22 protein-coding genes are annotated in these 22,009 nt (G+C 52.4%); 7 read left to right on the top strand and 15 right to left on the bottom strand.

What is annotated here, in order from left to right; genetic code table 11:
• Positions 1-52 precede the first annotated feature (52 nt).
• Together BZK41_RS24450 and exoX are read left to right on the top strand one after the other, a co-directional pair.
• Positions 53-709, top strand: a complete 657-nt coding sequence (locus tag BZK41_RS24450) for a carbon-nitrogen hydrolase family protein (protein WP_079939896.1) — start codon at positions 53-55, stop codon at positions 707-709.
• A 23-nt stretch (positions 710-732) separates the two neighbouring features.
• Positions 733-1,395, top strand: a complete 663-nt coding sequence (gene exoX / locus BZK41_RS24445) for an exodeoxyribonuclease X (protein ID WP_079939895.1) — start codon at positions 733-735, stop codon at positions 1,393-1,395.
• Here the strand turns inward: exoX and ptrB are convergent.
• The 4 genes from ptrB to yebG all read right to left on the bottom strand — a co-directional run bounded on the left by ptrB (position 1,377) and on the right by yebG (position 5,046).
• A complete protein-coding gene (gene ptrB, locus BZK41_RS24440; RefSeq protein ID WP_172313296.1) occupies positions 1,377-3,440 on the bottom strand; it encodes an oligopeptidase B in 2,064 nt (687 codons plus the stop codon). The two genes, exoX and ptrB, sit on opposite strands and share 19 nt — an antisense overlap.
• An 86-nt stretch (positions 3,441-3,526) precedes the next feature.
• On the bottom strand, positions 3,527-4,186 hold the full coding sequence (locus BZK41_RS24435) for a tellurite resistance TerB family protein (RefSeq protein WP_079939893.1): 660 nt from the start codon (positions 4,184-4,186) through the stop codon (positions 3,527-3,529).
• 94 nt (positions 4,187-4,280) lie between these two features.
• Positions 4,281-4,634, bottom strand: coding sequence for a protein YebF (yebF, locus tag BZK41_RS24430; protein WP_079939892.1), 354 nt, complete (start codon positions 4,632-4,634; stop codon positions 4,281-4,283).
• Positions 4,635-4,755: 121 nt separating this feature from the next.
• Positions 4,756-5,046 carry a DNA damage-inducible protein YebG gene (gene yebG, locus BZK41_RS24425; protein WP_003034906.1) on the bottom strand — a complete coding sequence of 97 codons (291 nt, stop codon included), beginning with the start codon at positions 5,044-5,046 and terminating at the stop codon, positions 4,756-4,758.
• Between the two features lie 132 nt (positions 5,047-5,178).
• Between yebG and purT the strand changes: the two genes are divergently transcribed.
• Positions 5,179-6,357, top strand: coding sequence for a formate-dependent phosphoribosylglycinamide formyltransferase (gene purT, locus BZK41_RS24420; protein WP_079939891.1), 1,179 nt, complete (start codon positions 5,179-5,181; stop codon positions 6,355-6,357).
• A 67-nt stretch (positions 6,358-6,424) separates the two neighbouring features.
• Here purT and kdgA read toward each other — a convergent pair whose 3' ends face one another.
• The 3 genes from kdgA to zwf form a co-directional block, all read right to left on the bottom strand.
• Positions 6,425-7,066 carry a bifunctional 4-hydroxy-2-oxoglutarate aldolase/2-dehydro-3-deoxy-phosphogluconate aldolase gene (kdgA, locus tag BZK41_RS24415; protein WP_079939890.1) on the bottom strand — a complete coding sequence of 214 codons (642 nt, stop codon included), beginning with the start codon at positions 7,064-7,066 and terminating at the stop codon, positions 6,425-6,427.
• Positions 7,067-7,100: 34 nt separating this feature from the next.
• On the bottom strand, positions 7,101-8,912 hold the full coding sequence (gene edd, locus BZK41_RS24410) for a phosphogluconate dehydratase (protein ID WP_079939889.1): 1,812 nt from the start codon (positions 8,910-8,912) through the stop codon (positions 7,101-7,103).
• Between the two features lie 233 nt (positions 8,913-9,145).
• Positions 9,146-10,621, bottom strand: a complete 1,476-nt coding sequence (gene zwf / locus BZK41_RS24405; RefSeq protein WP_003833817.1) for a glucose-6-phosphate dehydrogenase — start codon at positions 10,619-10,621, stop codon at positions 9,146-9,148.
• 364 nt (positions 10,622-10,985) lie between these two features.
• Here zwf and BZK41_RS24395 point away from each other — a divergent pair, with 364 nt between their 5' ends.
• Positions 10,986-11,855 carry a MurR/RpiR family transcriptional regulator gene (locus BZK41_RS24395; protein WP_003034893.1) on the top strand — a complete coding sequence of 290 codons (870 nt, stop codon included), beginning with the start codon at positions 10,986-10,988 and terminating at the stop codon, positions 11,853-11,855.
• Between the two features lie 119 nt (positions 11,856-11,974).
• Positions 11,975-13,417 (top strand): pyruvate kinase, encoded by a 1,443-nt coding sequence (pyk, locus tag BZK41_RS24390; protein WP_003034890.1) that lies wholly within the window; start codon positions 11,975-11,977, stop codon positions 13,415-13,417.
• A 44-nt stretch (positions 13,418-13,461) separates the two neighbouring features.
• Here the strand turns inward: pyk and lpxM are convergent, their stop codons facing one another.
• From lpxM to znuA, 3 genes are all read right to left on the bottom strand, one after another.
• Positions 13,462-14,433 (bottom strand): lauroyl-Kdo(2)-lipid IV(A) myristoyltransferase, encoded by a 972-nt coding sequence (gene lpxM / locus BZK41_RS24385; RefSeq protein WP_079939888.1) that lies wholly within the window; start codon positions 14,431-14,433, stop codon positions 13,462-13,464.
• A 119-nt stretch (positions 14,434-14,552) separates the two neighbouring features.
• A complete protein-coding gene (mepM, locus tag BZK41_RS24380) occupies positions 14,553-15,872 on the bottom strand; it encodes a murein DD-endopeptidase MepM (protein ID WP_079939887.1) in 1,320 nt (439 codons plus the stop codon).
• 15 nt (positions 15,873-15,887) lie between these two features.
• Positions 15,888-16,832, bottom strand: coding sequence for a zinc ABC transporter substrate-binding protein ZnuA (gene znuA / locus BZK41_RS24375; protein ID WP_003844151.1), 945 nt, complete (start codon positions 16,830-16,832; stop codon positions 15,888-15,890).
• A 78-nt stretch (positions 16,833-16,910) separates the two neighbouring features.
• On the opposite strand from znuA, the gene znuC reads away from it, so the two are divergent.
• Both znuC and znuB read left to right on the top strand, forming a co-directional pair.
• Complete coding sequence (gene znuC / locus BZK41_RS24370; RefSeq protein ID WP_003833829.1) at positions 16,911-17,666, top strand: zinc ABC transporter ATP-binding protein ZnuC; 756 nt, start codon at positions 16,911-16,913, stop codon at positions 17,664-17,666.
• The gene (gene znuB / locus BZK41_RS24365) at positions 17,663-18,448 is read left to right on the top strand and encodes a zinc ABC transporter permease subunit ZnuB (RefSeq protein ID WP_003034874.1); all 786 of its coding nucleotides are present in this window, start codon (positions 17,663-17,665) and stop codon (positions 18,446-18,448) included. The genes znuC and znuB overlap by 4 nt, the downstream gene beginning before the upstream one ends.
• A 78-nt stretch (positions 18,449-18,526) precedes the next feature.
• Here the strand turns inward: znuB and ruvB are convergent, their stop codons facing one another.
• The 5 genes from ruvB to nudB all read right to left on the bottom strand — a co-directional run bounded on the left by ruvB (position 18,527) and on the right by nudB (position 22,009).
• Positions 18,527-19,537: a Holliday junction branch migration DNA helicase RuvB gene (ruvB, locus tag BZK41_RS24360; RefSeq protein WP_079939886.1), complete on the bottom strand. Its 1,011-nt coding sequence runs from the start codon at positions 19,535-19,537 to the stop codon at positions 18,527-18,529.
• An 8-nt stretch (positions 19,538-19,545) separates the two neighbouring features.
• Positions 19,546-20,157: a Holliday junction branch migration protein RuvA gene (gene ruvA / locus BZK41_RS24355; protein ID WP_043016727.1), complete on the bottom strand. Its 612-nt coding sequence runs from the start codon at positions 20,155-20,157 to the stop codon at positions 19,546-19,548.
• 80 nt (positions 20,158-20,237) lie between these two features.
• Positions 20,238-20,759 (bottom strand): crossover junction endodeoxyribonuclease RuvC, encoded by a 522-nt coding sequence (gene ruvC, locus BZK41_RS24350; protein ID WP_003034867.1) that lies wholly within the window; start codon positions 20,757-20,759, stop codon positions 20,238-20,240.
• A gap of 34 nt (positions 20,760-20,793) precedes the next feature.
• Positions 20,794-21,537 (bottom strand): YebC/PmpR family DNA-binding transcriptional regulator, encoded by a 744-nt coding sequence (locus tag BZK41_RS24345; protein ID WP_003833836.1) that lies wholly within the window; start codon positions 21,535-21,537, stop codon positions 20,794-20,796.
• Between the two features lie 28 nt (positions 21,538-21,565).
• Positions 21,566-22,009: a dihydroneopterin triphosphate diphosphatase gene (nudB, locus tag BZK41_RS24340; RefSeq protein WP_003034863.1), complete on the bottom strand. Its 444-nt coding sequence runs from the start codon at positions 22,007-22,009 to the stop codon at positions 21,566-21,568.

The raw sequence follows: 22,009 nt of genomic DNA, 5'->3' as shown, positions 1-22,009 counted from the left end.
TCTTAATCCACAAATTAAGGATGGTTGTAGGCACTATGAAAAGGAAATCATTATGTCATACTGGAAAATCGCAGCAGCACAATACGAACCTCTTCACACTTCAGTTACCGAACATGTCGCGCATCACCTGCAATTCATTCATGCGGCAGCTCAATGCCAATGCGAATTGTTGGTCTTCCCTTCCCTCTCATTGTTGGGTTGTGTTGATGAGAATGACGCGCTTCCTGCCCCACCCGACGAAGCGCTGTTAGAACCTCTCGCACATGCCGCCGCGACTTATCGCATGACGATAATTGCGGGACTATCGGTAGAACATAACAACCGGTTCGTGAAAGGCATTGCGCTTTTCTCCCCCTGGATGACTTCACCATTAACCTTCCATCAGAGCCACGGGGCCTGTATTGCCAGACAGCGAAATGCCATCAGCGTTGTAGATAGCCAACCGGAAGGAATTGATATCGACCCGGCTTATTCGCTGTTCACCAGCTGCCAGTCAGTCAGTGAACCGGAACTGCTCTCCTCCACATCTCGCCTACAAAGTTTCTCACATAAATTCGCCATCGCGGTGTTAATGGCCAATGCGCGAGGAAGCAGTGCGTTATGGGATGAGCGAGGACGATTGATTGTTCGCGCAGGTAGCGGTTCATTGCTGTTAACCGGCCAACGCACACCGCGGGGTTGGCAAGGTGATATCATTCCATTACGCTAGTCGTTTCGGGTCAGGAGCATGGCATGTTGCGCATAATAGATACAGAAACCTGTGGTCTACAGGGAGGCATTGTTGAAATTGCTTCTGTCGACGTGGTTGACGGAAAAATAGTCAATCCCATGAGCCACCTGGTACGCCCTGACCGCCCCATCAGCCCACAGGCAATGGCCATCCATCGCATTACTGAAGCAATGGTGGCCGATAAGCCGTGGATTGAAGACGTCATCCCGCAGTATTACGGCAGCGAGTGGTACGTGGCGCACAATGCCAGCTTTGACCGCCGCGTGTTGCCCGACATGCCCGGGGAATGGATTTGCACTATGAAGCTCTCCCGTCGGTTGTGGCCGGGGATCAAATACAGCAACATGGCGTTGTATAAATCGCGCAAGCTGAGCGTCCAGACGCCAGCGGGTCTCCACCATCACCGTGCCCTGTACGACTGCTACATTACTGCGGCACTGCTGATCGACATCATGCAGACGTCAGGCTGGACAGCCGATCAAATGGCCGATATTACCGGCCGTCCCGCGTTACTCACTACTTTTACTTTTGGTAAGTATCGCGGAAAACCGGTATCAGAAGTGGCTGAACGCGATCCGGGCTATCTGCGCTGGTTATTTAATAACCTTGACAATATGAGCCCGGAACTGCGATTAACGCTAAAACACTATTTGGAACACGCCTGAGCAGGCAGTGTTCCCTGCGCCAGTCCAATCAAAAAAGCGTACTCAAGGGCCACGCCTTCGTAAGATTTATAACGCCCGGATTTACCGCCGTGTCCAGAATCCATATCCGTGCAAAGTAGCAGCAAACAATCGTCCGTTTTCAGCTCACGCAGTTTTGCCACCCATTTTGCCGGCTCCCAGTATTGCACCTGGGAATCGTGTAATCCCGTCGTGACCAACAGATGCGGATACGCCTGCGCGGTTACATTGTCATACGGACTGTAGCTTTTCATGTAAGCGTAATACTCTTCGTCTTGCGGATTACCCCACTCTTCAAACTCACCGGTCGTCAGAGGAATTGACTCATCCAGCATCGTAGTCACCACATCGACAAACGGTACCTGAGCGATAACACCATGAAAGAGTTCTGGGCGCTCATTAATGGCGACGCCCATTAACATGCCTCCTGCGCTTCCTCCCATGCCATAACATAACTCAGGCGCGCCATAGCCCATTTTTAGCAACGCATCACAGACGTCGAGGTAATCATTAAAGGTATTTTTCTTGTGCAGAAACTTACCGTCCTCGTACCACTGTTGTCCTAATTCACCACCGCCACGCACATGGGCAATGGCATAAACAAAGCCGCGATCCAGTAAGCTCAAACGGCTGCTGCTGAAATCGGCGTCCATGCTGGCGCCATATGAGCCATAGCCATAAACCAGTAACGGATTTTTTCCTTTCAGGAAATGCTTTTGATGATAAACCAGCGAAACCGGAACCTCGGTGCCATCACGTGCAGTTATCCATACGTGTTCGCTACGGTAATTCGCCGCTTCAAATCCGGGGACCTCCGTCTGCTTAAGTACACGACGTTCCCCGGTATCCATATCCAGTTCAAACAACGTGTCCGGGGTGGTCATGGAGGAATAGCCATAGCGCAGGCGCGATGTCTCCGGCTCTGGATTATAGGCAAGCCAGGTCACATACGCCGGATCGTCAAAGGCGATCCCGACCACTTCGCGCGTTTTACGATTTATCTGCCGCAGGCTGGTTAAGCCCTGCTGACGCTCTTCTACCACCAGCCAGTCGGTGAATAGCGTAAAGCCCTCCAGCATCACGTTGTCGCGCGCAGGGATCAGCGTCTCCCAGGCTTGCTCATCACGAACGCGAGTACGGTACAGGCCGAAATTTTTCCCCTGACGGTTGGAGCGCAGATAAAAATTGTGTTGATAGTGATCGAGACTGTATTCGTGGTCTTTGCGTCGCGCTAAAAAGACCAACGGTTCGGCATCTGCCAGTTCTGCATCAAGCAACAAAACTTCACTGGTGGTCGCACTGGCAATGTGGATAACCACATAATGCAAGGATGTGGTTTTATGCAGGCTGACATAAAACATATCATCGGCTTCTTCATACACCAGCTCATCCAGTGACGATGGCGAGCCGACTGTATGTCGCCAGACCTGATACGGCAATAACGTCGTTTCGTGCTTGCGCACGTAATAGAAAGTCTGAGAATCATTCGCCCAGACCAGATCCGCTTCGACGTTTTCCAGTACTTCCGGATACCAGTTGCCGCTTTGCAGATTGCGAAAACGCACGCCATATTGCCGGCGAGAGAGATAATCTTCGGCCAGCGCCATGATGGTGTTATCCGGTGATATCGCCAGTCCTCCCAGCGTATAAAACTCGCTGTGTGCCGCGCGCTGGTTCCCATCCAATAGAGTATCCCAATCATCCCACTCTTCACTAAAGGCAGACTGACGCTGATAAATGGCATATTCGCACCCCGGTTGATAAATATACCGGTAGCGATAACCATTCTTCACATAGGGGGCTGATGTATCCTGAGGTGGGATACGGTCGATAATCTCTTTCAGGACGCGATCCTGCAAAGCCTGCTGCGAGGCCATAACCTGGCGGCCATACGCGTTTTCTTGTTGCAGATAATCCAGCACTTCTGGCTGCGAGCGGGTGTCATCTCGCAACCAGTAATAATTATCAACACGAGTATCGCCATGCTGCGTCATGGCGTGAGGAATACGAGAAGCTTTTGGTAGCATGTCATTGTTCTTTTGCTTAAACATCCTATAAGGGTGGCAAAAGACAGCAATGATGCAAGCGAAACATGCGCCTTAGCGGTAAGTAATTAACCCGGTAAAGCCTGTTTTTGTTCTTTGAGATCCTGTTCAATGCCTTCACGAACATCCTGCGGGATCTTTAATGCATCGCCCAGCGCATTGAGATAGCTACGCTCCATAAAGTGGTCGATATCAATCGCCGCACAGCTCAGGAAGTAAATTTCTAGCGCTTCTTCTTCGTTGCGGATGCCCTGCGCCAGGCGCTGAGGATCTAACGGTTGTTCAATGGCACGTTCAATCAGAACGCGGCCCTGCTCTTCCACACCCGCTTCACGGAGCTGCTGCTCAATAGCCGCTCGTTCTTTAGCATCAATATGACCGTCGCTTTTCGCCGCAAAAACCAGAGCCAGGATCAGACGCTCGGTTCGCTCATCCAACGGCGAGCTTTGTACGCCGAACTGCGGCTCATCCTGATGCGCAGCGCGAACTTTATCCTTGTACTTATTCCATAACACGGTACCTGCAACCGCACCACCGCCCACCAGAAGCGCACTGGTGCCGTATTTACTCAGTAACTTACGTGAAGATTTGTTGGCAACCAGTAATCCTGCCAGACCGCCTAACGCGCCTGGAACCAGAAGTTTACTCAGCCCTTGTTCGCCAGAAGATGACGCGGAGGATCCTTTTTGCCCAAGAAGAGATTGTAGTTGATTCAGCCAGTTAGCCATTTTGCCCCTCAAGTACAGACGAATAATCATCAAAGCGTACCCGAGGGGATGTCAGGAAGTGTTCAGGTCATCAAAAGATGTGCAAATACCTGCGTTACTGCGGCTGATACTCCGCCGTTCCGGCTTTGCAGTCGACTTTTACCTGATAGTGAATATCCGCGCTTTTACCACGAACCGTCAGGGGAACTGACCATTTCCCGTCTTTGCCCGTAATATCGGGCGTGCTAACCCAGGCGACAGGGTCGGCTTGCCCGACACGTTTTTGATCGTCAGCCCAGCGCGCGATGCGATTTTGCTGATAGTCACGTTTCACGCTTGCCGCAATACCGTCAGCATCCAGTCCTTCGCATTTGAGGAACTGAACATTCTTGCTTTCCATATTTGCCGCAAATACCGATACGCTGGCAGACAGTAACAGCAGGCTCAACAACGCTCTTTTTTTATACATTCTTTTCTCCTTAATCTCCCCTTCATCCTTCAGATTGCCTGCGGCAACGTGAAATAACGTCAGGGATTGCACAATGATTCAGGGAAAAGCATGGTACAAAACGTCAGGAGCGCAAGTCGTTTCAGGCAGCCTGAGTATCATCCCCAGCGTGCGCATCGTTTTCGACCGCCTGTGGCGAAGGCAGCTTGCCGTTTTTCAGAATGGCGCTCAGCACATCTTTTTGCTCAGCCAGCCACAGGGAAAGTGCTTCACGCTGTTCGTCTTCGAGCGCTACCGGCGATTGTTCCAGCCATGTGTCGAGCAGATCTGCTGTATCCAGCATTTTGTCATACGCATCGGCTTCCTTTTTGCTGGTAAACGACATTTTTTCCTCACCTTCCCGAATGACTACGTATTTAACTTCAACCGCCATTTTTGCAGCCTCTTAAATTACCTGTATTTATGTACAGTATATTCTTTTTACGCCCTGAAATCAACCTGGTAATAAAGACAGACGCAAACGTTTTCGTATATACTGCGCCCAGATAAAACAGGGGATTAATTTATGACGTTATTAGGCACAGCGCTGCGTCCCGCAGCAACGCGAGTGATGTTATTAGGTTCAGGTGAACTGGGTAAAGAGGTGGCGATTGAATGCCAACGCCTGGGTGTGGAAGTCATTGCCGTGGATCGTTACCCCGACGCGCCAGCCATGCACGTTGCCCATCGCTCCTACGTAATTAACATGCTGGATGGCGAGGCATTACGCCAGCTTGTCGAGCGTGAAAAACCACATTATATCGTGCCGGAAATAGAGGCGATTGCCACGGATATGCTGGTCAAACTGGAACAGGAAGGTCAACACGTTGTGCCTTGCGCGCGAGCGACCCAACTGACCATGAACCGGGAAGGAATCCGTCGGCTCGCCGCCGAAGAATTATCTTTGCCCACATCATCTTTCCGTTTTGCAGACACCGAAACACGCTTTCGCGAGGCCGTCGCCGAAATCGGCTATCCCTGCATTGTGAAGCCGGTAATGAGTTCTTCCGGTAAGGGGCAGAGCTTTATCCGTTCAGCCGATCAGCTCACCGAGGCCTGGAACTATGCTCAACAGGGAGGCCGGGCAGGTGCCGGGCGCGTTATCGTCGAAGGTGTAGTGAATTTTGATTTTGAAATCACCCTGCTAACCGTCAGCGCCGTTGATGGCGTGCATTTCTGCGCGCCGGTAGGTCATCGTCAGGAAGATGGTGATTATCGCGAGTCCTGGCAGCCGCAGCAGATGAGTGAACTGGCGCTGGCGCGCGCGCAGGAGATTGCCCGCAAGGTGGTGCTGGCGCTGGGTGGTCACGGACTGTTTGGCGTGGAGCTGTTTGTCTGCGGTGATGAGGTGATTTTCAGCGAAGTCTCCCCTCGCCCTCACGACACGGGTATGGTGACCTTAATTTCGCAGGATCTGTCTGAGTTTGCCCTGCACGTTCGCGCATTTCTCGGTCTGCCCGTTGGTGAAATCCGCCAGTATGGACCTTCTGCTTCCGCCGTTATCCTGCCGCAACTCACCAGCCAGAATATCACGTTTGATAACGTGCAAGCCGCTGTAGGTGCGGGTATGCAAGTGCGTTTCTTTGGCAAGCCGGAAATCGACGGGAGCCGTCGTCTGGGTGTTGTGCTGACCACAGCACAGAGCATTGAAGATGCGGTGATACGCGCGAAAGACGCAGCCGCACAGGTGAAAGTCGCAGGATAAAAACCAGACCAGTAGGTCGGATAAAGCATTGCTGCCGTATCCGACCTACGGTTTACGCATTAACGGATTACTGCTTCGCGCCTTCTACTGCTTCACGAGCCAGTTTGGTAATACGATCGTAATCACCCGCTTCCAGTGCATCCGCCGGAACCAGCCAGGAACCACCGATGCACAGCACGCTTTTCAGTGCCAGGTAGTCGCGGTAGTTCGCCGGAGAGATCCCCCCGGTTGGGCAGAAACGCACCTGAGAGAACGGACCCGCAATTGCCTGCAGCGCTTTGGTACCACCATTTGCTTCAGCAGGGAAGAATTTGAACTCTTTCAAACCGTAGTCCATACCCAGCATCAGTTCAGACACGGTGCTGATACCAGGGATCAGCGGAATAGTGCCTTCCGTTGCGGTTTTCAGCAGCGGCTCGGTCAGACCCGGACTGATAGCAAACTGTGCACCGGCTTCGGTAACTTCAGCCAGCTGTTGTGGATTCAGTACAGTACCTGCACCAACGATAGCGTCCGGAACTTCTTTTGCGATCGCGCGAATGGCATCCATCGCACATGCGGTACGTAAGGTCACTTCCAGAACGCGCACGCCGCCTGCAACCAGCGCTTTTGCCATCGGCACTGCGTGTTCCAGTTTATTAACCACGATAACCGGTACAACCGGGCCAGTGGTCAGGATTGCTTCTGCACTTGTCTTCCAGTTTTTCATCAGAGTTTTCTCTCGCCTGATTACAAAATAAGTCTTAAAAAGTGATACAGGTTGCGCCCTGTTCCGCACCGGACAGCTTTTCACGCAACGCGCTGAACATTTCACGGCCTGTGCCCACGCGCGATGCGCTGAGATCAGGAATGTGAGGCTGACGAGAAGCAAGTTCCTCTTCATCAACCAGCAGCGTCAATTCACCTGTCTGTCCATTCACACGAATGATGTCGCCATCGCGTACTTTTGCCAGCAGCCCGCCATCATAGGCCTCTGGGGTTACATGGATTGCTGAAGGCACTTTACCTGAAGCACCTGAAAGTCGTCCATCGGTAACTAACGCAATTTTGAAACAACGGTCCAATAATACACCAAGTGGCGGCATGAGTTTATGTAATTCTGGCATTCCGTTTGCTTTTGGTCCCTGATGGCGCACAACAACTACGCAATCACGGTCGAGCAGTCCCGCATCGAAGGCCGGCAATACATCATGCTGACTTTCAAAAACAACCGCGGGTGCTTCAATTACCTGATTTTCTACCGGTACCGCCGACGTTTTCATCACCGCACGTCCGAGGTTACCGCTCAGCACTTTGGTGCCGCCGTGGTGGGAGAACGGTTGATCAAAGGTGGCAATCACGTTGCTATCCAGCGACTTCTCAGCCCCTTCACGCCAGTCCAGTTCACCCTCGTTGAGCCAGGGTTCCATGGTGTAACGCGATAAACCGAATCCAGCAACGGTATTCACATCTTCGTGCAGCAGACCCGCGTTCAGCAGTTCACGCATTAACACCGGCACGCCACCCGCCGCCTGGAAGTGGTTGATATCTGCCGGACCATTCGGGTACAGACGCGCCATCAGCGGCACGATATCGGACAGATCGGAGAAGTCATCCCAGTTAATCAGAATCCCGGCTGCACGCGCCATCGCAACCAGGTGCATCGTATGGTTGGTTGAGCCCCCGGTCGCCAGCAGCGCAACAATACCGTTCACAACCACTTTTTCGTCGATCATTTTACCGATCGGCATCCATTCATTGCCGTTGCCGGTCAGACGCGTTACCTGCCGAGCAGCCGCGGCGGTCAACGCTTCGCGCAGCGGCGCATCCGGGTGTACGAATGAGGAGCCTGGCAGTTGCATCCCCATAAACTCCACCACCATCTGGTTGGTGTTTGCCGTGCCATAGAACGTACAGGTCCCCGGTGCGTGATAAGACGCCGCTTCGGATTCAAGCAGCGCCATGCGATCGACTTTGCCTTCAGCGTACAGCTGACGGATACGCACTTTTTCTTTGTTCGCCAGGCCACTCGCCATCGGGCCGGAGGGAATAAAGATCGAAGGCAGATGACCAAATGACAGTGCCGCCATCACCAGACCTGGGACAATTTTGTCGCACACGCCAAGGAATAACGCACCGTCGAACATATTGTGTGAGAGGCCGACAGCAGCCGACATCGCAATCACTTCGCGACTCAGCAACGAAAGCTCCATCCCATCCTGTCCCTGGGTTACACCGTCGCACATCGCAGGAACACCGCCAGCAACCTGGCCTACCGCATTGGCTTCATGCAGCGCTTTACGAATGATGTCCGGATAATGTTCGTACGGCTGATGCGCGGAAAGCATGTCGTTATAGGAGGTAATGATCGCGATATTGTTACGCAGCATGCTTTTCAGCGAGGCCTTGTCATCCGGCTGGCAGGCAGCAAAACCATGCGCCAGGTTACCGCACGCCAGTTGTGAACGATGAACGGTAGTCGATTTCGCTAGTTCAATACGGGCAAGATAGGCGGAACGCGTGTCACGAGAACGTTCGACAATACGTTTTGTTACGCGTAACAAATTCGGATTCATAGAGGCTCCTAAAATTTATCTGTCAGAGCGTTGGATCAACAATGTGTTTCAGTTGGGTTAAAAGCAGCTGAATCGCTTGTTAGCCGTAGCTCAGGGGCAAAATCGTTTCAGGCAGTGTAATAAAAAAAGCCCCGCGGGTGAATCCACGCGAGGCTTAAAAGTGCAAAAATTATTCTACAATCTGTGTTAGATCATGTTACCGGTAAAATAACACCTATGGGCTAGATGATATTTTACTCGAATTCGTTCCAGGAACGGCCATCACGGGTAATCATGGCCACAGAGGCAACCGGTCCCCAGGTTCCGGCCTGATACGGCTTCGGTGCGTCGTTGTCCATTGCCCAGGCTTCGGTAATGGAGTCGACCCACTTCCAGGCTTCTTCAACTTCATCACGGCGCACAAACAACGCCTGAATGCCGCGCATCGTTTCAAGCAGCAGGCGCTCATAAGCGTCGGCCAGATGCGTTTGGTTGAAGGTTTCGGAGTAGCTCAGATCAAGTTTGGTAATTTGCAGGTTGTGCTTGTGATCCAGCCCTGGCACTTTGTTCAGTACCTGGATATCGACACCTTCATCAGGCTGCAAACGGATGGTCAGCTTGTTCTGAGGCAGATCCTGCCAGGACTCTCTGAACAGATTCAGCTCAGGCGTTTTGAAGTAAACCACCACTTCAGAGCACTTGGTCGGTAAACGTTTACCGGTACGCAGGTAGAACGGTACGCCCGCCCAGCGCCAGTTATCGATATCCACACGGATCGCCACAAACGTTTCCGTGTTGCTGCTCTTGTTCGCGCCTTCTTCTTCCAGGTATCCCGGAACTTTTTTGCCCTGGGCAAAACCGGCAGTGTATTGACCACGAACAGTCTTTTCACGTACGTTCGAACGATCGATGCGACGCAGTGATTTCAGTACTTTCACTTTCTCATCACGGATGCTGTCGGCGCTCAGATCGGACGGCGGAGACATCGCGATCATGCACAGGATCTGCAGCAGGTGGTTCTGGATCATGTCGCGCATTTGACCGGCCTGGTCAAAGTAGCCCCAGCGCCCTTCAATGCCCACTTCTTCGGCCACGGTAATTTCTACATGGTCGATAGTGCGGTTATCCCAGTTGTTCACAAACAGGGAGTTGGCAAAACGCAGTGCCAACAGGTTCAGTACCGTCTCTTTGCCGAGATAGTGGTCAATGCGGTAAACCTGACACTCTTCGAAATACTCGCCAACCTGATCGTTGATTTCACGGGATGTTGCCAGTGACGTTCCCAGCGGTTTTTCCATCACCACACGGGCAGGCTTAGCATTCAGCTTTGCTTCACCCAGACCTTTGCAGATCGCGCCAAAGGTGCTCGGCGGCATTGCGAAATAGTTGATGGTGGTACGCGATTTTTGATCCAGCATTTTGCCCAGACGTTTAAACGCGGCGGTGTCGTTGACGTCCAGGTTACAAAACTCAAGACGACCGCTGAGGGTTTCCCACAAGCTTTCATCAATTTTTTCTTTCATGAAGGTTTCGAGCGCTTCGCGCACAACCTTGGTATAGGCTGCTTTGTCCCAGTCGGCACGCCCAACCCCAATAATGCGGGTATCCGGGTTAATCTGGCCGGCCTTTTCCAGTTGATACAGGGAAGGCAGCAATTTCCGTCGCGCCAGGTCGCCCTTCGCGCCGAAAATGACCAGATCACATGCCTGGGCTGTTTGCGTTACCGCCATGTCATTCTCCTCAATTAAGTGCCTGGTGCTTTTGCCAGACACTGGTTGTAATTTTATTACAGTGCACTGTACTGCTTTTACGTGAATCCGGAAACCGTAAACGCTTATCCAGCCGTGCTGTTACCGCGAACAGCCGCTTTATTGGCGTATAACCCATCAAAATGGATAAAAAAGTCGTCTTTTTCGTACCCATGAAGAAGTATGAAAATCCGACTCCGATCATGTAATGAAAAAAAACAACAACTATTCTGTCCATTTTGCCCCGTTACTGCACTAGCAGGGGTACTATCTACCAGAGTTACCGCTCGATTTCCCCTTATCGTTGAAATCGTTTTTGCCCATGACCCATGAGTCTACCTACATCATGAATATGCTGGAAAAAATCCAGTTAAAACTGGAACATTTGAGCAAGTCAGAGCGTAAAGTCGCCGACATTATTCTTGCCTCTCCCGAGCGGGCAATTCACTCAAGCATCGCCGCGCTTGCTGTAGAAGCCAACGTCAGTGAACCGACGGTGAACCGTTTCTGTCGTAGCATGGATACGCGCGGCTTCCCTGATTTTAAACTGCATCTGGCACAAAGTCTGGCAAATGGTACCCCTTATGTTAATCGCAATGTGGATGAGGATGACAGCGTAGAATCTTATACGGGGAAAATCTTCGAATCGGCAATGGCAAGCCTTGACCACGTTCGCCAGTCGCTGGATAACGCGGCAGTAAACCGGGCGGTAGACTTGTTAACCCAGGCGAAGAAAATCGCCTTCTTTGGTTTAGGTTCTTCCGCCGCGGTAGCGCACGACGCGATGAACAAATTTTTCCGCTTTAACGTACCGGTAATCTATTCCGACGACATTGTCCTGCAACGAATGAGTTGTATGAATTGTAGCGACGACGACGTCATTGTGCTTATTTCTCATACCGGAAGAACCAAAAGTCTGGTTGAACTGGCGCAGTTAGCAAGGGAAAACGACGCTATGGTTATCGCCCTCACCTCTCCCGGCACGCCACTGGCGCGTGAAGCCACGCTGGCTATTACCCTCGATGTACCGGAAGATACTGACATTTATATGCCCATGGTCTCTCGACTTGCTCAACTGACCGTGATAGATGTGCTGGCTACAGGATTTACTTTGCGCCGAGGGGCAAAATTTAGAGATAACTTGAAGCGTGTCAAGGAAGCGCTCAAGGAATCGCGTTTTGATAAAGAATTACTCATCAAGAGTGATGACCGCTAAAAGCAATAACAATGTTCTACCCTTTTATCATCCGGGTCGTTCATTTTACCGTTAATGTTTGAGAACGGCCGGATTAATGTTCACGCAACACCTAGTTGTTTCAGTCAACGGAGTATTACATGTCCAGAAGGCTTCGCAGAACCAAAATCGTTACCACGTTAGGCCCGGCAACTGACCGCGATAACAACCTTGAGAAGATTATCGCCGCGGGTGCGAACGTAGTACGTATGAACTTTTCCCACGGCTCTCCAGAAGATCACAAACTGCGGGCGGATAAGGTCCGTGAAATTGCCGCAAAACTGGGACGTCATGTAGCTATTTTGGGTGACCTGCAGGGACCTAAAATCCGCGTATCTACCTTTAAAGAAGGTAAAGTTTTTCTTAATGTTGGCGACAAGTTCCTGTTAGACGCCAACCTCGGTAAAGGCGAAGGCGACAAAGAAAAAGTCGGCATTGATTATAAGGGTCTGCCTGCAGACGTTGTGCCTGGCGATATCCTGCTGCTCGACGACGGTCGCGTACAGCTTAAAGTGCTGGAAGTTCAGGGCATGAAAGTCTTCACCGAAGTCACTGTCGGTGGCCCGCTGTCCAATAACAAGGGCATCAACAAACTGGGCGGCGGTCTCTCTGCTGAAGCCCTGACCGAAAAAGACAAAGCCGACATCATTACCGCAGCGCAAATCAGCGTTGACTATTTGGCTGTCTCCTTCCCGCGCTGCGGCGAAGATCTAAACTATGCCCGCCGTCTGGCGCGCGACGCCGGTTGCGATGCGAAAATTGTCGCCAAGGTAGAACGTGCAGAAGCCGTCTGCGACCAGAATGCGATGGATGACATCATCCTGGCTTCTGACGTAGTCATGGTAGCCCGTGGCGATCTGGGTGTTGAAATCGGTGACCCTGAGCTGGTAGGTATTCAGAAAGCGTTGATTCGCCGTGCGCGTCAGCTGAACCGTGCGGTCATCACCGCCACGCAGATGATGGAGTCGATGATCACCAACCCAATGCCGACTCGTGCGGAAGTAATGGACGTGGCTAACGCCGTCCTCGACGGCACCGATGCCGTGATGCTCTCTGCCGAAACAGCAGCAGGTCAGTACCCGGCGGAAACCGTCGCAGCAATGGCTCGCGTTTGCCTGGGTGCAGAGAAGATCCCTAGCATCAACGTCTCTAAACACCGCCTTGACGTGCAGTTTGATAACGTTGAAGAAGCGATTGCAATGTCAGCGATGTATGCCGCTAACCACCTGAAAGGGGTTACCGCTATTATCGCTATGACGGAGTCCGGTCGTACTGCGCTGATGACTTCTCGTATCAGTTCCGGCCTGCCAATTTTCGCGATGTCTCGTCATGAACGTACGCTGAACCTGACCTCTCTGTATCGCGGCGTCACTCCGGTACACTTTGACAGCGAAACAGATGGCGTCGTTGCCGCCAATGAAGCAGTGAACCTGCTGCGCGATAAAGGCTATCTGGTTTCCGGCGACCTGGTGATTGTGACTCAGGGCGATGTGATGAGCACCATTGGCTCAACTAACACCACGCGTATTCTGACTGTCGAATAACGCAGCGTTTGATGTAAAAAAGCCTCTCGTTTGAGAGGCTTTTTTTATTTCTTCGGATAGAGATCTTTACGCTTATAGGGCTCAATCTCGCCGGGTTTACGCGTCTTAAGCAGTTTCAGTATCCAGGTGTATTGTTCGACATGAGGCGTGACAAAAATCTCCACCTCTTCGTTCATGCGTCTGGCAATGGTGTGGTCATCCGCTGTCAGGATGTCATCCATCGGAGGACGGACCTTAATCGTCAGGCGGTGCGTTTTTCCGTCATACACCGGAAACAGCGGCACTACTCGCGCATGGCAAACCTTCATCAGGCGACCAATTGCCGGTAACGTTGCTTTATAGGTAGCAAAAAAATCGACAAACTCGCTGTGCTCAGGCCCATGGTCCTGATCCGGCAGGTAGTATCCCCAATATCCCTGACGTACAGACTGAATAAACGGTTTGATGCCATCATTACGCGCATGCAAACGACCACCGAAGCGACGGCGTACCTTGTTCCAGACGTAATCAAACACCGGGTTTCCCTGATTGTGGAACATCGCAGCCATTTTCTGTCCCTGGGAAGCCATCAGCATCGCCGGGATATCTACGCCCCAACCATGTGGAACGAGAAAAATCACTTTTTCATCGTTACGGCGCATCTCTTCGATGATTTCAAGACCCTGCCAGTCAACCCGATTCTGAATTTTCTCCGGACCGCGTAGGGCCAGCTCCGCCATCATGACCATCGCCTGAGGGGCTGTCGCGAACATCTCATCGACAATGGCTTCGCGCTCAGCTTCGCTGCGTTCTGGAAAACAAAGGGATAAATTGATCAGTGCTCTGCGACGTGAGCTTTTTCCCAAGCGTCCAGCCAGCCGTCCAAGCTTAGCCAGAATAGGATCGCGAAACGAAGCAGGCGTTAACGCAATCCCAGCTATCGCCGCTACACCCAGCCAGGCGCCCCAGTAGCGCGGATGGCGAAATGATTTATGAAACTCAGGGATATACTCAATATTCTTTTTTTTCGTTTCCATGCTCTTCCAGTGTCTGGTGCCGCGAAAAGTAAATCTGCTGATAGTGTAGCGGCGCACCGTGCGCCGTACAAAATAAAAAAGCCGGCACGCATCGCGTACCGGCTTTATCAGTGTGCTAATTAATCAAAACGTAGCTGAGGCATAACTTCTTTCACCTGCGCCAGGTAGTCGGTGCGATCCGAGCCTGTCAGACCTTCTGTGCGCGGCAGTTTCGCCGTCAGAGGGTTCACGGCCTGCTGGTTGATCCACACTTCGTAGTGCAGATGCGGACCGGTTGAACGCCCGGTGTTACCTGACAGCGCGATACGATCGCCACGTTTCACTTTTTGACCTGGTTTGACCAACAGCTTACGCAGGTGCATATAGCGGGTGGTGTAGGTGCGACCATGACGTACCGCTACATAATATCCGGCGGCGCCGCTACGCTTCGCCACAACCACTTCACCATCGCCTACCGACAGTACCGGCGTCCCCTGCGGCATCGCAAAGTCGACACCTTTGTGCGGCGCTACGCGTCCAGTCACCGGATTCAGGCGACGCGGGTTAAAGTTCGAGGAGATGCGGAACTGTTTCGCCGTCGGGAAACGCATGAAGCCTTTCGCCAGCCCGGTACCGTTACGGTCATAGAACTTACCGTCTTCAGCACGGATGGCGTAATAGTCTTTGCCTTCAGAACGTAAACGCACACCCAGCAGTTGGCTTTGCTCGCGCTTACCGTCCAGCATTTCGCGAGACATCAGCACCGAGAACTCATCGCCTTTTTTCAGTTTGCGGAAATCCATCTGCCACTGCATGGCCTTAATCACCGCGCTGATTTCAGAGCTGGTCAGTCCGGCCTCTTTGGCGCTAGCGACGAAGCTTCCGCCCACAGTGCCTTTGATACGGCTGTTAACCCAATCGCCCTGCTGCATTTCGCTACTCATTTTGAAACCTGTCGCAGTGCGATCGTAAGTGCGGGTTTCACGGCGGGACACTTCCCAGGTCAGGCGCTGCAGATCACCTTCCGCACTTAAGGTCCAGGAAAGCTGCTGACCAATTTTCAGATTACGCAGTTCTTTATCGGAAGCAGCGAGCCGACTGATGTCGCCCATATCGATGCCGTACTGATTCAGAATGCTGCTCAGCGTATCGCCCGTGGAGACGACATACTCATGCACGCCAGCTTCACCAGACGTTTTGTCATCCAGTTCATCCTGCGGAATGGCTTCGTCTTCCTGCGCGGCCTGATCGATAGGTTCACTGGCCTCAGGCAACAGTGAGCGAATCTCGCTTTTTTCCAGCTCGATAGTTTTAACGATGGGTGCAGAATCGGGATGGTAAACATAAGGCCGCCAGACGGCGACGGCCAATGTCAGTACGGTAAGCGACCCCAGCATAACGCGATGGGGTCGCGGCAGATTATTAAATGCCAGAGCGACAGAGCGGGCTATCTGTTGCACGTATTCACTTCCTCATTAATCTCCTTTCAGGCAGCTCGCATACTGGTTGGCTAATTGGTTCAAAAACGCTGAATAGCTTGTTTTACCCAGTTTGATATTCGTTCCGAGCGGATCCAACGTTCCCATTCGAACGGATGTCCCTCTCGCGACGGCTTCAACGACCGCTGGCCTGAACTGTGGCTCAGCAAAAACGCAGGTTGCTTTTTGCTCAACCAACTGTGTTCTTATTTCATGTAAACGCTGCGCACCAGGTTGAATCTCAGGGTTCACGGTAAAGTGACCAAGCGGTGTTAGTCCGTAGTGTTTTTCGTAGTAGCCATAGGCGTCATGAAAAACGAAATAACCTTTTCCCTTGAGCGGTGCGAGCTCGTTACCTACCTGCTTATCGGTTGCGGCTAATTGTGCCTCAAAATCCTTCAGGTTGGCGTCAAGTTTGGCTCGACTTTGCGGCATAAGTTCCACTAATTTTTCATGGATTGCAACCGCTGAGGCCCGCGCTATCTCTGGGGAAAGCCAAAGATGCATATTGTAATCGCCATGATGGTGATGCTCGTCACTTTTTTCACTGCCAGCATCATTGTGTCCATGATCGTCATCGTCGTCATCAGCACCTTTCATGAGTAACGGTTTCACGTCATTAAGCTGCGCAATCGTTACCTGTTTCGCGTTAGGAATATTCTTGACTGATTTTTCCATGAACGCTTCCATCTCAGGTCCAATCCAAACAACTAAGTCCGCGCCCTGTAAGCGTTTTACGTCTGATGGACGCAGTGAATAGTCGTGTTCGGAAGCCCCGTCAGGCAGCAGAACCTCAGTGTCTGTTACCCCGTCTGCAATAGCTGAAGCAATAAATCCCAGCGGCTTGAGCGAGGCCACCACAGCGGCATTTGCTGCCTGTGTTGCACTACCCCAAAGAGCAGCGGATAATGCTGCGAAAAGAAGCGTATTTTTATGTAACATAATGCGACCAATCATCGTAATGAATGTAAGAAATGTGATATTATAACATTCTATAACTTCTGCAAGACTAAAATTGAAATGACGACTTTGGTTTCACTGGAAAATGTCTCGGTCTCTTATGGTCAACGCCGCGTCCTGTCTGACGTATCGCTTGAACTTCGACCCGGTAAAATTTTAACGCTTCTCGGCCCAAATGGTGCCGGGAAGTCTACGCTGGTGCGCGTTGTATTAGGACTGGTAGCGGCTGATGAGGGAGTTATCAAGCGTAATGGTCAATTGCGGATTGGCTATGTACCGCAAAAACTGTACCTCGATACTACGCTTCCGCTGACGGTAAGTCGGTTTATGCGCTTACGTCCCGGCACCAAAAAAGAGGATATCCTTCCGGCACTGAAGCGCGTTCAGGCCGGGCATCTGATGGATGCGCCGATGCAAAAGCTCTCTGGCGGGGAAACGCAACGCGTCCTGTTGGCGCGTGCTTTATTGAATAAACCCCAGCTACTGGTGCTTGATGAACCAACCCAGGGCGTGGATGTCAATGGGCAGGTCGCACTGTACGACCTTATCGACCAGTTGCGACGTGAACTGGATTGCGCCGTACTGATGGTTTCCCATGACTTGCATTTGGTGATGGCCAAAACCGATGAGGTACTGTGCCTGAACCATCATATTTGCTGTTCCGGTGCGCCGGAAGTGGTTTCTATGCACCCGGAATTCATCTCAATGTTCGGGCAACGCGGCGCTGAACAACTCGGAATTTACCGTCATAATCACAATCACCGCCACGATTTACAGGGTCGTATCGTCTTACGCCGGGGAAATGGTCACTCATGATTGAATTGTTATTACCCGGCTGGTTAGCCGGGATCATGCTGGCCTGTGCCGCTGGCCCACTCGGCTCGTTTGTAGTCTGGCGTCGGATGTCATATTTCGGTGATACGCTGGCCCACGCTTCGCTGCTGGGGGTTGCCTTTGGCCTGCTGCTGGATGTAAATCCTTTCTATGCGGTTATCGCCGTCACCCTGTTGCTGGCTGGCGGTCTGGTATGGCTGGAGAAGCGCCCTCACCTCGCGATCGATACTTTACTGGGCATTATGGCGCACAGCGCGTTGTCATTGGGGCTGGTTGTTGTCAGCCTGATGTCCAACATCCGTGTGGATCTGATGGCTTACCTGTTTGGTGATTTGCTCGCCGTGACGCCAGAAGATCTTATCTCCATCGCCATTGGCGTGGTTATTGTTCTGGCGATTCTGTTCTGGCAGTGGCGCAACCTGCTGTCGATGACCATCAGTCCGGATCTGGCATTTGTCGATGGCGTGAAGCTGCAACGCGTGAAGCTGCTGCTGATGCTGGTTACGGCGTTAACGATTGGCGTGGCGATGAAGTTTGTCGGGGCGCTGATTATCACCTCACTGCTTATTATCCCTGCGGCGACCGCCCGTCGCTTTGCCCGTACGCCGGAACAGATGGCAGGGGTTGCCGTTGGTGTGGGAATGATAGCGGTTACAGGCGGGCTGACCTTTTCGGCCTTCTATGACACCCCGGCAGGTCCTTCCGTGGTACTGTGCGCCGCGCTGCTGTTTATTTTCAGCATGATGAAAAAGCAAGCGAGCTAAGCATGCGTTGCCCGGTGGCGCTACGCTTACCGGGCCTACAAAATCGCCCAGGCCTGATGAGCGTCGCGACATCAGACACTAAGGCAACTGTGGCGGCGTAATGCCAAAATGGTTCCAGGCGCGCACGGTTGCCATTCTTCCGCGCGGCGTACGCTGCAGAAAACCTTGCTGAATCAGATACGGCTCCAGCACGTCCTCAATGGTTTCACGCTCTTCTCCGATCGCCGCAGCAAGGTTATCCAGCCCTACCGGTCCACCGAAGAATTTATCGATCACCGCCAGCAGCAGCTTACGGTCCATATAATCGAACCCTTCCGCATCCACATTGAGCATATCTAATGCCTGGGCGGCAATATCTGCTGAAATTGTTCCGTCATGCTTCACTTCGGCGAAATCGCGTACCCGGCGTAATAAGCGGTTGGCGATACGCGGCGTACCGCGGGCGCGGCGTGCCACTTCCAGCGCGCCTTCATCGCTCATTTCCAGGCCCATAAAACGTGCGCTACGCCCAACAATGTGCTGCAGGTCAGCCACCTGATAGAACTCCAGGCGCTGCACAATACCAAAACGGTCACGCAGCGGAGAGGTTAACGACCCGGCGCGCGTCGTCGCCCCGATCAGCGTAAACGGCGGCAGGTCGATCTTGATCGAACGGGCAGCTGGCCCTTCACCAATCATGATATCCAACTGATAATCTTCCATCGCAGGATACAGCACCTCTTCCACCACCGGTGACAGACGATGTATTTCATCGATAAACAGCACATCGTGGGGTTCAAGGTTGGTAAGCATTGCCGCCAGGTCACCCGCTTTTTCCAGTACCGGACCGGAAGTGGTGCGCAGATTAACGCCCATTTCATTGGCGACAATATTGGCAAGCGTGGTTTTACCAAGACCTGGAGGACCGAAAATCAGCAGGTGATCGAGAGCGTCACCGCGCAGCTTCGCCGCCTGGATAAAAATCTCCATTTGCGAACGGACCTGAGGCTGGCCAATATACTCCTCCAGGAATTTGGGGCGGATCGCACGATCCACCAGATCTTCAGGGGCCGTGCTGACAGCCGAAATCAGGCGATCTGCTTCAATCATCCTTTACCTCACAATGCCGCGCGAAGCGCTTCGCGAATCAGGGTTTCACTGCTGGCATCAGGGCGGGCAATTTTGCTCACCATGCGGCTGGCTTCCTGTGGTTTATAGCCCAACGCCACCAGCGCAGCAACCGCTTCCTGCTCAGCGTCGTCCGTTGTCGGGCTTGCCGGAGAAGTCAGGACCAGATCTGCCGCTGGTGTAAAGAGATCGCCATGCAAACCTTTAAAGCGATCTTTCATTTCAACAATCAGGCGTTCAGCGGTTTTCTTACCAATACCCGGTAATTTCACCAGCGCGCCCAGCTCTTCGCGCTCAACGGCATTAACGAACTGCTGAGCAGACATACCGGAGAGGATCGCCAGCGCCAGCTTCGGTCCCACGCCATTGGTTTTGATTAACTCTTTAAACAGCGTGCGTTCTTGCTTGTTGTTAAAGCCATACAATAGCTGAGCATCTTCTCGCACCACAAAATGGGTGAAAATAATCGCTTCTTGCCCGGCTTCCGGCAACTCGTAGAAACAGGTCATCGGCATATGCACTTCATAGCCTACCCCGCCCGTTTCCAGAAGGACCAGCGGGGGTTGTTTTTCAAGAATGATGCCTCTGAGTCTGCCTATCACGTGACGCTCCTGCGTTAAGGGCTAAAAGGTAATGCGCTATCATAAAAAAAGGCTGGATAGATATCCAGCCTCATTTGTCACTAACGTAATCGACCTCGCGCTAAATTCAGCCTCGACTCGCTCATTTGCATGGCGTTCTGACTGACATGGCAGTGGGTAATGGCAATCGCCAGCGCATCCGCGGCATCCGCTTGCGGATTCGCCGGAAGTTTTAGCAGCGTGCGAACCATGTGCTGGACCTGGCTTTTTTCAGCGCTACCGATCCCCACCACGGTCTGTTTCACCTGGCGGGCCGCGTATTCAAAGACCGGAAGATCCTGATTGGTCGCCGCAACGATTGCCACGCCGCGTGCCTGTCCCAGCTTTAGCGCCGAGTCGGCGTTCTTCGCCATAAAGACCTGCTCAATGGCAAAATAGTCCGGCTGGAACTGGGTGATGATTTCCGTCACGCCCGCGTAAATCAACTTCAGACGTGACGGGAGATCGTCAACTTTGGTACGAATGCAGCCGCTCCCGAGGTAGGTCAGCTGTCTGCCGACCTGACGGATTACGCCATAACCGGTGATGCGCGACCCCGGGTCAATGCCGAGAATAATAGACATCACGCACCTCCTGTCAGGTTGCGGTACAGCCACCTCATTCTAAGGTAGCTGCAACCTCATCAGAGATCTCGCCGTTATGGTAAACTTCCTGCACGTCGTCGCAGTCTTCCAGCATATCGATCAGACGCATCAGCTTCGGCGCTGTTTCTGCATCCATATCTGCTTTAGTGGATGGAATCATAGACACTTCAGCCGCGTCCGCTTTCAGACCAGCCGCTTCCAGCGCGTCACGCACTTTGCCCATCTCTTCCCACGCGGTGTAAACGTCAATTGCGCCGTCGTCGAAGGTCACAACGTCTTCAGCACCTGCTTCCAGCGCTGCTTCCATGATGGCGTCTTCATCGCCTTGTTCAAAGGAGATCACGCCTTTTTTGCTGAACAGGTAAGCCACTGAACCGTCGGTACCGAGGTTGCCGCCCGTTTTCGTGAACGCGTGACGCACTTCCGCAACGGTACGGTTACGGTTGTCAGACAGACATTCAATCATAACGGCTGTACCGCCAGGACCGTAACCTTCATAGATGATGGTTTCCATGTTGGAATCTTCATCACCACCCACGCCGCGCGCAATTGCACGGTTCAGGGTGTCACGGGTCATGTTGTTAGCCAGCGCTTTATCAACCGCTGCACGCAGACGCGGGTTAGCGTCCGGATCGCCGCCGCCCAGTTTAGCCGCCGTCACCAGCTCACGAATTATTTTGGTGAAAATTTTACCGCGTTTAGCATCCTGCGCTGCTTTACGGTGTCTGGTGTTGGCCCATTTACTATGACCTGCCATAAATAATATCTCCAAAAAGCGCGCCTTTTCAGGCGACGTTAATTACAAACTCTTCAATCGCCTGCCGGTTACTCCACGACTTGGTTAATTGGGCGGCTTCAACCGCATTAACCCAACGATAGGTCAGATGTTCGGTGAACACGATCTCTCGTTCTGAGGGAAGTGCCAGGCAAAACCAGGATTCAGTATTACGTTCAATTCCCGGTGCATAGCGATGACGTAAATGGCTAAAAATCTCAAACTCCACCGTGCGCTGACAGTCAATTAAGGTCAGTTGCTCAGATGCAACATCAATGGCGACCTCTTCCTTTACTTCGCGCATAGCGGCTTGCGACGCGGTTTCACCTTCTTCAAGGCTGCCGGTGACCGACTGCCAGAAATCAGGATCGTCGCGTCGCTGTAACATCAGCACTCTCCCGGTGTCCTTTGCATAAATCACGACTAACACCGAGACAGGCTGTTTATATGTCAT

It is taken from the genome of Citrobacter sp. A316 (assembly GCF_002042945.1).
GTDB lineage: Bacteria > Pseudomonadota > Gammaproteobacteria > Enterobacterales > Enterobacteriaceae > Citrobacter > Citrobacter portucalensis.
The sequence above is the reverse complement of the archived record's forward strand: the minus strand, read 5'-3'. Positions and strand labels throughout refer to the sequence as shown.